This window comes from Mycobacterium sp. JS623, from assembly GCF_000328565.1.
GTDB lineage: Bacteria > Actinomycetota > Actinomycetes > Mycobacteriales > Mycobacteriaceae > Mycobacterium.
Genome location: NC_019966.1, coordinates 539,299 through 551,818, shown reverse-complemented (window position 1 = coordinate 551,818; position 12,520 = coordinate 539,299). Strand labels below are relative to the sequence as shown.

The following is a 12,520-nucleotide window of genomic DNA, read 5'->3' as shown; positions in this document are numbered from 1 at the left end:
TGACCACGGAGCCGGAAGGCCGGCGACATCTGACCAGGGAGGTGCCCGATGATCCCGTCGAACTTCGACTACGTAGCGCCGAGCACGGTGGACGAGGCCGTGGCCGCGCTGGCCAACGCCGGTGAGGACGCCAAGGTGATCGCCGGCGGGCAGAGCCTGATGCCGGTTCTTCGGCTGCGACTCGCGGCGCCGACCGTGCTCGTCGACCTCAACCGAATCGATGAGCTTCGCGGTGTGCGCGATGATGGCGACGCACTGGTCATCGGTGCGATGACGACTTACTACGGCCTGCTGGGCAATCCGCTGATCAGCAAGCACGCGCTCCTGCTTGCCGACGCCACCCACACCGTCGCGGATCCACAGATTCGGCATCGCGGCACGCTCGGTGGAAACCTGGCGCATGCCGATCCAGCAGGCGACCTTGCCGCACCAACGCTGGCGCTCGACGCCACACTGACCGTCGCGGGACCGTCGGGCCGACGCAGCATCCCGGTCGCGGATTTCTTCGTCGACTACTTCACCACAGCGCTGGCACCCGACGAAATCCTCACGGAGATAAGGGTTCCCAAACACACTGACTGGGCGGCGCACTACGAGAAAATGCACCGTGTGGCGCAGGCGTGGTCGATCGTGGCGGTGGCCGCGACCGTCGAGGTGGACGGCGGGGTCATCCGGCAGGCCCGCATAGCGCTGACCAACATGATGTCGGTGCCGGTGCGCGCCCGCGGCGTCGAGGACGCGCTGGTTGGTCAGCAGGCGACCCCGGAGGCCATCCGGGTGGCAGCCGAGCACGCCGTCGAGGGCATCGACCCCCTGTCCGACGGCAACGCCGACGCCGACTATCGCAGCCACCTCGCGAAGGTGCTGACGCGGCGCGCGGTTTCGACGGCGATCGGCGCCTGACGATGCAGATGGAACATCAACTGTCCGTGCCTGCGCCCATCGACGTGGTGTGGCCCGCCTTGCTGGATCCGCAGCGGGTCGCACCGTGCGTGCCCGGCGCGACGCTGACCGGCGTCGAGGGTGATTCGTTCACCGGCACGGTGAAAGTCAAGGTTGGCCCGATCACGTTGCTGTACAAGGGAACCGGGACGTTCACCGAAACCGACGAGCAGGCCCGGCGCGCCGTGCTGAAGGCATCCGCGAAGGACACCCGCGGCAATGGCACTGTTTCCGCCACCGTGACCCTCACGCTGACCCCCGACGGCGGCCGCACCTCAGGCGTCGTCGTGACCGATCTGTCGATCACCGGCAAGCCCGCTCAGTTCGGCCGCGGCATGATCGCGGACGTCGGCGGCAAGATCATCGAGCAGTTCTCCGCGTGCCTTTCCGAGAAGCTCGCCGTCGACCCCGCGGTCACAGAGCCCGCGGCTTCAGAGGCGGCGGCTTCGGAGACTGCAGAGGCTAGGGAACCGGTGGAGGCCGAGCCGCTCGATCTCGTCCACTACGCCAGGCGCTCGGCATTGAAGCGGGTCGGGCCGCTGCTGGGGGTGGCGATGCTGGTGCTGATCATCGGCGCTTGGGTACGACGCGTACGGTCGCGGTCGCGCGATTGAGCCGGACCGGCAGGATGTAGCGCGTGGAGGACGATGAGCGCTTGCGCGAAGACCGGACTGACTATGACGACCCGTATCTGTGGCTCGAGGACATCACCGGCGACGACCAGCTGGACTGGGTGCGCAAGCACAACGAGCCGACGCTCGCGGAGCTGGGCGGCGACCGGTTCGAGCAGATGCGGATCGAGGCGCTGGAGATCCTCGACACCGACGCCCGGATTCCGTACGTCCGCCGCCGCGGCGAGTATCTGTACAACTTCTGGCGCGACGCGCAGAACCCGCGCGGATTGTGGCGACGCACCACGCTGGACAGTTACCGGACCGAGCAACCGCAATGGGACGTCATCCTCGACATCGACGCATTGGCCGAAGCCGACGACGAAAACTGGGTCTGGGCGGGCGCCGACGTCATCGAACCCGACTACACCCTTGCGCTGATCGAACTTTCGCGTGGCGGCGCCGACGCCACCGTCGTGCGCGAGTTCGACATGGAGAAGCGCGAATTCGTCACCGACGGCTTCCAGTTGCCGGAGGCCAAGTCGGCCTTGTCGTGGGAGGACCACGACACGGTGTTGGTGGGCACCGACTTCGGCCCGGGGTCACTGACCGAGTCCGGCTACCCACGAATCGTCAAGCGGTGGCGACGCGGTCAGCCGCTGGAGGCGGCGCAGACCCTGTTCTCGGGTGATCCGGCGGACGTCAGCGCGGGCGGCGGATGGGACAGGACACCGGGATTCGAGCGGCTCTGGATCACCAGGCACATCGACTTCTTCAACTTCGAACGCTATGAGCTACGCGGCGACGAGCTGATCCGGATCGACGTGCCAACCGACTCGAACATCTCGTTGCACCGCGAGTGGCTGCTGATCCGGCCGCGCAACGACTGGGCGGTGGGCACGACGATCTACCCGGCGGGTTGCCTGCTGGCCGCGAATTACGACGAATTCATCGCGGGCACAGCAGAATTGACCGTGGTCTACGAGCCGGATGAGCACTCCACGTTGGAGAGCTTCGCGTGGATGAAGGAGCACCTAGTGCTCGTCAGCCTCGTCGACGTGGCCAGCCGGGTGGAGCTCGTGACCACCGGTTCGTGGCGGCGGGTACCGATCGAAGGCATCCCGCCCAACACCCACACCGTGGTCGTCGACGTCGACGACTACGGCGATGAAATGTTCTTGGACTCCAGCGGTTTCACCATGCCGTCCCGGCTACTGTGGGGTCGCGCCGGCAGCGAGATGGCGGAGATCAAGAGCGCGCCCGCGTTCTTCGACGCGTCGGACATCGAGGTCACGCAGAACTTCGTCGCGTCCGCCGACGGCACGATGATCCCGTACTTCGTGGTCGGGCATCGCAGCTCGACGGGGCCGAGCAAGACCCTGCTCGGCGGTTACGGCGGGTTCGAAAGCTCCAGCGTGCCCGGATACGTCGGAGTGCTTGGCCGGCTGTGGCTTTCGCGGGGCGGGACGTATGTGCTGGCCAACATCCGGGGTGGCGGTGAGTACGGGCCGCGCTGGCATACCCAGGCGATGCGCGAGGGTCGGCATCTGGTCGACGAGGACTTCGCCGCTGTGGCAGCGGATCTGGTTCGGCGTGGCATCACCACCGTCGAGCAGCTGGGCGCACAGGGCGGAAGCAACGGCGGCCTGCTGATGGGCATCATGTTGACCAAGTACCCGGAGCTGTTCGGCGCACTGGTGTGCAGTGTGCCATTGCTCGACATGCGACGGTTTCATCTGCTGCTGGCCGGAGCGTCGTGGGTCGCGGAGTATGGCGACCCGGATGACCCCGACGATTGGGAGTTCATCTCCAAATACTCGCCGTACCAAAACATTTCGACCGATCGTCGCTACCCGCCGGTGTTGATCACCACCTCCACGCGCGACGACCGGGTACATCCAGGCCATGCCCGCAAGATGACCGCCGCTTTGGAGGCCGCGGGCCAACCGGTGCAGTATTACGAGAACATCGAGGGCGGCCACGCGGGTGCGGCCGACAACGCGCAGACCGCGTTTCGGGCCGCGTTGATCTATGAATTCCTGCTTCGCAGGCTGGGCGAGTAAGAGTCCTGCGTCGAAATTGCAGTTATCGCGCTAAGTACTCGATCTTCTTCGCGGTAACTGCAACCTCGGCAAGCGGCCACGCTGTCAGCCCGCGGCGCGACGATGCGCACGCCTGGCGCGCCGCCGTCGAGCCGCCAAGGGCGGCTGAGACCGTGCCAGACTGCAGCTATGCCGACGACGTCATCCCAGTTCGAGACGCTGCTCTACAAAACCGACGGTCCCGTCGCGACGATCACGCTGAACAGGCCTGACCACCTGAACACGATCGTCCCGCCGATGCCCGACGAGATCGAGAAGGCCATCGGGCTGGCCGAACGCGACCCCGCAATCAAGGTCATCGTGTTGCGCGGGGCAGGCCGTGCGTTCTCCGGTGGCTATGACTTCGGCGGCGGCTTCCACCACTGGGCCGACGCAATGAACACCGACGGCCGCTGGGACCCCGGCAAGGACTTCGCGATGGTCAGCGCCCGCGAGACCGGCCCGACGCAAAAGTTCATGGCGATCTGGCGGGCCTCGAAACCTGTCATCGCCCAGGTGCATGGCTGGTGCGTCGGAGGCGCCAGCGATTACGCGCTGTGTGCCGACATCGTCATCGCCAGCGATGACGCTGTGATCGGCACGCCCTATGCCCGCATGTGGGGCGCCTACCTGACCGGCATGTGGCTGTATCGGCTGTCGCTGGCAAAGGTGAAATGGCATTCGCTCACCGGTGAGCCGCTGACCGGAAAGGAAGCTGCCGCAATAGAACTCATCAATGAGTCTGTGCCCTTCGAAAACCTCGAAGCCCGGGTAGCCGAAGTCGCTGCCAAACTCGCGAACATCCCGCTGTCGCAACTGCAGGCCCAAAAGCTCATCGTCAACCAGGCCTACGAAAACATGGGGCTGGCCTCCACCCAGACGCTCGGCGGCATCCTCGACGGGTTGATGCGCAACACCCCCGACGCGCTGCAGTTCATCGACACCGCGTCGAATCAGGGTGTGCGCGCCGCGATCGAACGCCGTGACGGACCGTGGGGTGACTACAGCCAGGCGCCGCCGGAGCGCAGGCCCGACCCGAATAACGTCATCGAGCCCTGAGATCTAGTCCCGTCGGCGCACCCCACTGAGCATCGACACCAGCACGCCGAACACCACCAGCGCGCCGCCCGCCGCCAGGGTCAGGTTCAGCCACTCATGCATGCTGTCCCCGGCGTGGTTGACCATCGCGTCGGCCACTTGTCGGATATCACCGGTCGTGCGATCCAAGGCGCGATCGACGGAGCGCCGGGCCACCTCAATTCCTGCCCAGCCGGCCGCGCCCACTAGCAAGGCCGAAACCCCCAGTGCCGCAAGCGCTTTCCCGCGTGACCTGGCGGCCGCCAACGTCAGCAGCGCGAACACACCCGTCAACACCGACGCGCCGATGCTGACCCACGGTCCCCATGTCGAGAGCCGGCGCAGCTGCCCCGGTTGCATACCCGAGGTGTCGCGCACCGTGATCGGCACCATCAGCGTGGCTGGCACGTCGAGGTTGAGATTGCCCAACGTCTGTTTCAGCGACGGGTCCGACAGCATGGGCGCGACGTCGATCAGCCAACGGTCGTCGGTGCCTTCTTGGCGCCGGATCTCGTCGGTGAACATCCAGGTGTGCACGATCCGGTTGGCCTGCGCGAACTGTCCAGGGAATCCGGCGTTCTGGGTGTAGGCCGTCGTCACTCCCCGCACCAGATCGGGGTTCAGCTGGTAGCCCTCGTTGCTGCCGAGCCGCACGATCTGTGTGGTGAGTTCGGAGGCCATCGCCTGCTGCAGTTTCGGATCCTTGGCCGCCGACGATGCGAATGCCGCATAGCCGTTGGCGTCGACGACGTTCTTCTGCGCCCACATGGCGGGCAGCGCAGCGACCAACGCGACCGTCGTGACGAGCCACAGCAACACGGTCGCCACGAACCGCACGCGTTCTCCTTCCTGGCAGGACGCGGAGGTCTCAGTCGGTCAGGGCACGCCCCACGATGAGGGGATCCGGCCTGCCGACCACCTCGTGGTCCTTGTTGTCGTAGTCGAACTTACTCAACACGTAGCGCATGGCGTTGACCCGAGCACGCTTCTTGTCGTTGCTCTTGACCACCATCCACGGCGCGATTTCGGTGTCCGTCCAGGCGAACATGTCTTCCTTGGCCGCGGTGTAGGAGTCCCATTTGTCCAGCGACGCGAGGTCCGTCGGCGACAGCTTCCACTGCCGCACCGGGTCGACCTGGCGGATGGTGAACCGGGTGCGCTGCTCGGACGGCGACACCGAGAACCACAGCTTGGTCAGGCTGATGCCGTCATTGACCAGCATCTGCTCGAACAGCGGGACCTGCCGGATGAACTCCGCGTGCTGCTTGGGTGTGCAGAACCCCATCACCCGCTCGACGCCGGCCCGGTTGTACCAGGACCGGTCGAACATCACCATCTCGCCGTGGGCGGGCAGATGGTGAACGTAGCGCTGGAAGTACCACTGCGTGCGTTCCCGCTCGGTCGGCTTCTCCAGGGCGACGACGCGAGCGCCGCGCGGGTTGAGGTGCTCCATGAACCGCTTGATGGTGCCGCCCTTGCCTGCGGCGTCGCGACCCTCGAACACGATGACATGCCGGTGACCGTTGGCCTGGCTCCACTTCTGCAGCTTCAACAGTTCGATCTGCAGCAGCCGCTTCTGCTCCTCGTACTCGTCGCGCGACATGCGTTCGTCGTACGGATAGTTCTCCCGCCAGGTGTCGACGGGAATGCCGTTGCCGTCGAGCAGGATCGGGTCGTCATCGTCGTCGTCGTGCACGCGGTAGCCGTGTGAATCCAGAGTCACCGGCTGAAAATATCGACGTGGGCAGACGCAGAGGTGACGCGCCGGTGAACGGGTGGTGCTACTTGGCGGCGCGGCGAGGGGTGATCAGCGCCAGCTTCGTCATCAGCTTGTTCATCCGCTTCAGCGCCTTCTGCGAATTGTTGTAGTAGTTGCCGCCGGCACCGACGTTGGTGCGCGGCGCGACCACCGCCTCTTGGCGACAGAACTTGCGCAGCCCCTCGGCGCCGCCGAATCGCGCCCCGATTCCCGACGTCTTCCAGCCGCCCATCGGCGCCGTGGTGCACATCAGGTTCGAGATCACGTCGTTGACGTTCACGGCACCGCAATCAAGTTGCACCGCAACGGCTTTGGCACGATCAATATCACGGGAGAACACCGAAGCGCTCAGGCCGTAGGGGCTGTCGTTCGCCAGCCGGATCGCCTCCTCGACACTGGACACCTTCATGATCGGCAGCGTCGGGCCGAAGGTTTCTTCGCCCATGCACTCCATCGAATGGTCGACGTCGACCAGCACCGTCGGCGGGTAGAAACTGCCGGGACCGGCCGGGCGCCTGCCACCGGTGAGGGCTCTGGCTCCGGCGGCAAGCGCGGCGCTGACATGGCGCTCGGTCACCGCGACCTGGCTCTCGTCGATCTGTGCGCCGAAGTCGAAACCCTCGCCCGCCCCCATCTTCAGGTTCTTCACGTCGCGCACTACTGCGTCGACGAACTTGTCGTAGACGGACTCCAGCACGTACACCCGCTCCACCGACACACACGTCTGCCCCGCATTGAAGAACGCGCCCCACACCGCGGCGTGTGCGGCCAGGTCGACGTCGGCGTCGTCCAGCACGATCATTGGGTCCTTGCCGCCGAGTTCCAGGCTGACGGGAGTGAGCCGGCGCGCGGCCCGCTCCATGACCTTCGCACCGGTCGCGCTCGAACCGGTGAACTGGATGTAGTCGGAGTTGTCGACGACCGCCTCGACTGCTTCGCGCGCACCCTGAACGATCGCCATGACCTCAGGTGCGCCGGAGTCCAGCCAGCCACGCAGCAGCAGTTCGGCCGTCAGCGGCGTGCGTTCCGACGGCTTGAGAAGGACGGCGCACCCGGCGGCGAGCGCCGCGATCGCGTCCATCAGCAGGTTGGCGACGGGGTAGTTCCACGGCGCGATGATGCCGACCACTGGCCGCGGCCGATAGTGCACCTCGACCTTCTTGATCGACAGGAACGGCAGCGCCGCCGGACGGCGCTCGGGCGCAAGCGCCTTCTCCATCGTCTTGATGTAGTAGGCGGCGATCATGATCAGCAGCGGCACCTCTTGGGCGGCGTCGGTGGCCGACTTGCCGGTCTCCTTGATCAGCAACGACTCGATTTCGTCGCGGTGCTTGCCCAGCCACACCGCGTAGCGGGCCAGCACCTTGGCACGCCCCTTCGGACCGCGCGCCTCCCACTGCTTCTGGGCCTCGCGCAGGCCCGCCGCGATGCGAGGCACGTCGGCGGGATCGGTCCAGCGCACCTTGCCTGCCACCGCGCCGGTCGCAGGATTGCGGATGGTGCTGGTGTCGGGCACATCAACTTCTGGAGTCGCCGTCATGGCCTCATGGTAACTACCGGCTGTGACGCAGATCGCACCGGGGTTGACACGTGTCAAGTCCGGTGGGCTGCGTGTCGCAATACGAGGGCCGCCACACCTACGACCGATACCCCGAGCAGCAGCCCGCCAACGGTGTCGGTGAAGTAATGGAACGACACCCCCACGCCCAACATGCCCAGCATGCAGTACGTGACCGCAATCAACACCACCCACAACGCGGCGCCTGCCGCCAACACGACCATCCCCATCACCACGACGAGCGTCGCGGTGTGACCGCTCGGGTACGCCAAGCCTGATTGCCGTTCACGGCCGAAAAGGGGCTTCAGCAACCGGGCGAGGCCCATCGCGAGAACCGGACACAAGGCCGTCGCTACCGCCAATCGATACCGCCCCCGGTACACCGCAACGGCGAGCGTGACAACCACCACCGATGCCAGGATCCACGGGCTGACGAGAAACGTCAGAAAACGAACGTGGCTTCCATGTCGATGGAACCAGTCGTCCATCGGGGTAGAGCCGCGCCCCACCGCCAAGCCGAGCGCCACCATCGCGACGAGCGCGACGGGTGGCCACAGCCGAATCAGGTGATGCCCCGCACGTATGCGGCCTGTCCGAGGTGCTGGGCAGAGTCATCGATGATGCTGACCAGTCGCACGCTGGCTGTTACAGGCGGATTCCAGTTCTCGTCGACGACGCGGCTCAGCTCCTCGGCGGTCACCGAAGCAATGTATTCCAGCGTCACCTTGTGCACCGCGTGGTAGTAGCCGGCCAGCAGGTCGGCCGATGCGCGCACCTTGCCGACCTCCTCAGGGGTGTGGCCATAGCCGTGCGCATCGCGAGGGAGGTCGAGGCCGAACCGGTCGACCCAGCCGTCGCGCGTCCACACCTGCTCGGTGCCTGCGATGTGGCAGAGCTGCGCGTCATGCTGGCGGGCGCTGTGCCAGATCAGCCAGGCGATGCTGTTGGCTGTGCCGGTCGGCCGGAAGAAGGCGGCCTCGTCGGTCAACCCGTCGGTGAGGTCCTCGACGTGCTCGATGAGCCGGGTGAATGAGTCGCGCAGTAGCTCCCGCACCGCTGCCAGATCGGAGTCAGCCATGCCATGACGCTAGCCTGTGCGTCAGCCGTGTCGCGCGGCCTCTTGTGCGAGTTGCACCCGCGAGTTGACGCCCAGCTTGTTGTAGACATGGGTGAGATGGCTTTGTACGGTGCGCGGCGAAACGAAAAGCCGTTTCGCTATCTCCTTATTGGCCAGCCCTTCACCGACAAGACGCACCACGTCACGTTCGGTGGGCGTCAATGCATCCCAGCCACTGGCCGGCCGCTTCCGTTCACCGTGACCGCGGCGAGCATAGGCGATGGCCTCGACAGTCGACATTGCCGCGCCTTGCGCCCACGTGGCGTCAAAGTCGCTGTGGCCCAATGCTTCACGAACCGCGTCGACGCTGCTGGCATATCCGTGCTCGTGGACCTTGAACCTGACCGCGCCGGTTTCGTTACGGACCGCGTCGGCAGCACCGTAGAGCCGCGCCGCTTCACAGTGGCTGCCGCCATCACAGGCGAGTCCGGCAAGGCATTCCAGGGCGTCCGCGGTGATCAGGTGTGCGTCCGTCGCGGCTGCCGCGGCCAGTGCATCACGGGCGTCACGCTCTGCATATTCCCGGTCACCGTCGTCGGCGACCACCCGGGCACGAGACGCCAGCGCCACCGCAGTGTGGCAGCCGACTGACACGGACACGGCGTCGTCGGCCCATCGGCGCGCCGCGACGATGTCACCGTCTGCCAGCGCCACATCGACTATCGGATTGATGGCCACCATCCTGAGCCCACCGATTGCGCGGAATTGCTCGGCGGCGCAGGTGCCGGCCGTCAGCGCGGCCGCGACATCGCCCGCCGCAAGTTGTGCCGCAGCCAACGGCGCGTTGCAGAGGGCCTCCCACAGACCGCCGAGTTCCGATGTGGCCGTCAATGCGGCGCGCGCCGCCGCTTGCGCGGCTTCCGGTTCTCCCATCCACGCCAGGGTGTGGCCCCGGTGGGCCTGGCAGGCGGCCACCATGGTCAAGCTGTGATTCGCGTCGCCCTCTGCCAGCAGCTGATTGAAGAGTGCGATCGCTGTCGCCAGTTCGCCTCGCATGAACCGTGCCGTGGCCAGCCCCCAGAAGCGGCACATCCACGAGACCAGCCGGTCGCCGATTTCGTCGGCCAGCTCACGTCCCTCTTCTCCGAACTTGAGTGCGGCGCGCAGATCGCCGTCATGTATCGCGACATAGGCCTGCCACCACAGGATCTGGCTCAATTGCCAGTTGTCGTCACATTCGCGGGCCAGTCCCTCCGCCTCGTCGAGGTAGGGATGAGCAACCTCGGCTTGAAAAGCGCCGGTGCTACCGCACGCGACGAGGGACCGGATCAAAAGGCCGATGTCATCAACCTCCCGGGCGATCGCCAGCGCCCGCTCGGGCATTTCCATCCCTTCAGGGGCGCCCACTGCCGCGGTGATGATCGCCTGGTCGGCAAGCGCTCGCGCGTACATCGCCGGTGTCACGTCTGCAGGCGGCTGAGATGGGTCAGAGAGCACCGTGTTGATCCACGACAGGGCTTCCTGAGCGCGCCCGCTGCACATCCACAGCCGCTGCAGACTGCACGCCAGGCGCAACGCCCCCTCGTCGTCGCCGACGTTGCAGCTCCACGTGAATACGGCTCGCATATTGTCGATTTCGATGTCCGCCTGCTCGACGTACCGTTGGCGTTCGGGGCTTGGCTGGTCGACGAGATCCGCCAGACGTGCGTAGTGGTCTCGGTGCCGGACGCGCACCGTATCGGATTCGCCGGAGTCGCCGAGATTTTCCAGCGCGTACTGGCGAACCGTCTCGAGCAACCGGTATCGCGTTGCACCGCTGGTGTTTTCGGCGATCACGAGCGACTTGTCGACCAGCAGCGTGAGCTCGTCGAGCACTTGGTGGGCCTGCACGTAATCGTCGGCGGCTACCGCCTCGGCGGCGTCGAGGTGAAAGCCGCCGCGAAACACCGCCAACCGGCGGAAGACAATGCGTTCGACGTCGGTGAGCAGCGCGTGCGACCAATCCACCGAGGCGCGCAGCGTCTGTTGGCGTCGGACCGCGCCGCGCGCGCCACCGGTCAGGATGCGGAACCGGTCATGCAGGCCGGCGAGGATGTCGGTGACCGACAGCGCCCGCACTCGCGCCGCGGCCAGCTCTATCGCCAGCGGCATGCCGTCAAGGCGCCGACAGATCTCCGTCACGGTGGCGGCGTTGTCGTCGGTGATCGCGAATTCCGGCCTGACCAGGCGAGCGCGGTCGGTGAACAGCTCAACCGCCTCGTCGGTGATCGACAGCGACGACACGCGCCAGATCGCTTCCCCGGCCATCCCGATCGCCTCACGGCTGGTCGCCAGCACCGTCACGGCCGGGCAGGCTGCGAGCATGGCGGCGACCAGTTCGGCCGTCGCATCCAGGAGATGCTCGCAGTTGTCCAGGATCAGCAGCATCGGCCGGTCGGCGATGAAGCGCAGCAGAGAGTCGGTCGCGGAGCGTCCGGGCACATCGGGCAGGCCGAGTGCGCGGGCCGCCGTCATCGGCAAGAGGTCGGGTTCGGTGATCGGCGCGAGGTCGACGTAGTGTGCGCCGTCGCGGAATTCGCCGGCTATCTGGCTGGCGACCTGTACCGCGAGGCGGGTCTTGCCCGAACCGCCCGCGCCGGTCAGGGTGACCAGTCGATTCTCGGCGACGAGGCGGGAAAGCTCCGCTATTTGCGCCGTGCGACCGACGAAGCTCGTCAACTGGTGTGGCAGTCCCTCCGACAATGCGGCATGAACTCGCAGGGGTGGAAACTGGTTGTTCAGGTCGGGATGGCACAGCTGGATGACCCGCTCGGGGCGGCGAAGACCCCGCAGCTGGTGGCTGCCCAGCGGAAGCAGCCATGCGCCGGCCGGCAGATGGTCGGCGACGATCCCCTCCGTTGCGCCGGACAGCACCGTCTGGCCGCCGTGTCCCAAGTCGCGGATGCGTGCGGTCCTGTTGATGGTCGTGCCGATGTAGTTGTTCTCGTCGCGCAACTGGACCTCGCCGGTGTGCAGACCGATGCGCAGCCGGATCGGCGCCAGCGGTGCCATGAAGGTCGAGGGCGCATGCCACCGCGTCACTGCCACGGTTGAACGCGACAACGAGATTGTCGCCTTCACCCTGCTCAACCGGACGCACCCCGCCATGCGCGGCAATGATTTGGGCCAGTGTGTGATCGAGGCGCGCGACGGCTTTGGCCATTTCCTGGGGCTGTGTTTCCCACAGCGCAGTGGATCCCTCGATATCAGCGAGTAGGAGCGTCACCGTTCCGGTCGGTAGCTCGCTCACGCCCAAGTCACTTCCATCCACCGGCGGCGTGTCCGCGCGTGGGTCGATCTCGCTCATGTTAGCCAGCATCGACGGTCGTCAGCGCCACAACATCAGCGAAACCGCGCACATTTTGCGTGCCGTCGCCGATTCGTTGCGCCTTCTGG

Annotated in this window: 9 protein-coding genes and 1 pseudogene; 4 read left to right on the top strand and 6 right to left on the bottom strand. The window is 66.1% G+C overall.

The features are described 5' to 3' along the window. Positions 1 to 48 precede the first annotated feature (48 nt). The 4 genes from MYCSM_RS02485 to MYCSM_RS02470 all read left to right on the top strand — a co-directional run bounded on the left by MYCSM_RS02485 (position 49) and on the right by MYCSM_RS02470 (position 4,693). A complete protein-coding gene (locus tag MYCSM_RS02485) occupies positions 49 to 903 on the top strand; it encodes an FAD binding domain-containing protein (RefSeq protein WP_015304550.1) in 855 nt (284 codons plus the stop codon). A 2-nt stretch (positions 904 to 905) separates the two neighbouring features. After that, positions 906 to 1,556: an SRPBCC family protein gene (locus tag MYCSM_RS02480; protein ID WP_015304549.1), complete on the top strand. Its 651-nt coding sequence runs from the start codon at positions 906 to 908 to the stop codon at positions 1,554 to 1,556. Between the two features lie 23 nt (positions 1,557 to 1,579). Beyond that, positions 1,580 to 3,616, top strand: coding sequence for a prolyl oligopeptidase family serine peptidase (locus MYCSM_RS02475; protein WP_015304548.1), 2,037 nt, complete (start codon positions 1,580 to 1,582; stop codon positions 3,614 to 3,616). A 168-nt stretch (positions 3,617 to 3,784) separates the two neighbouring features. Beyond that, on the top strand, positions 3,785 to 4,693 hold the full coding sequence (locus MYCSM_RS02470) for a crotonase/enoyl-CoA hydratase family protein (RefSeq protein WP_015304547.1): 909 nt from the start codon (positions 3,785 to 3,787) through the stop codon (positions 4,691 to 4,693). Between the two features lie 3 nt (positions 4,694 to 4,696). Here MYCSM_RS02470 and MYCSM_RS02465 read toward each other — a convergent pair whose 3' ends face one another. From MYCSM_RS02465 to MYCSM_RS02440, 6 genes and pseudogenes are all read right to left on the bottom strand, one after another. Continuing rightward, entirely contained in the window at positions 4,697 to 5,548 is an 852-nt protein-coding gene (locus MYCSM_RS02465) for a hypothetical protein (RefSeq protein WP_015304546.1), read from the bottom strand. 31 nt (positions 5,549 to 5,579) lie between these two features. Further along, on the bottom strand, positions 5,580 to 6,434 hold the full coding sequence (ppk2, locus tag MYCSM_RS02460; RefSeq protein ID WP_015304545.1) for a polyphosphate kinase 2: 855 nt from the start codon (positions 6,432 to 6,434) through the stop codon (positions 5,580 to 5,582). A 58-nt stretch (positions 6,435 to 6,492) separates the two neighbouring features. Next, positions 6,493 to 8,010, bottom strand: a complete 1,518-nt coding sequence (locus tag MYCSM_RS02455; protein WP_015304544.1) for an aldehyde dehydrogenase family protein — start codon at positions 8,008 to 8,010, stop codon at positions 6,493 to 6,495. A 53-nt stretch (positions 8,011 to 8,063) separates the two neighbouring features. Continuing rightward, positions 8,064 to 8,516 carry a phosphoesterase PA-phosphatase gene (locus MYCSM_RS02450; RefSeq protein WP_232425709.1) on the bottom strand — a complete coding sequence of 151 codons (453 nt, stop codon included), beginning with the start codon at positions 8,514 to 8,516 and terminating at the stop codon, positions 8,064 to 8,066. A 74-nt stretch (positions 8,517 to 8,590) separates the two neighbouring features. Beyond that, positions 8,591 to 9,106, bottom strand: coding sequence for a mycothiol transferase (locus MYCSM_RS02445; RefSeq protein ID WP_015304542.1), 516 nt, complete (start codon positions 9,104 to 9,106; stop codon positions 8,591 to 8,593). Positions 9,107 to 9,127: 21 nt separating this feature from the next. Then, positions 9,128 to 12,443: pseudogene (locus MYCSM_RS02440) on the bottom strand (LuxR C-terminal-related transcriptional regulator). Between the last annotated feature and the right edge of the window lie 77 nt (positions 12,444 to 12,520).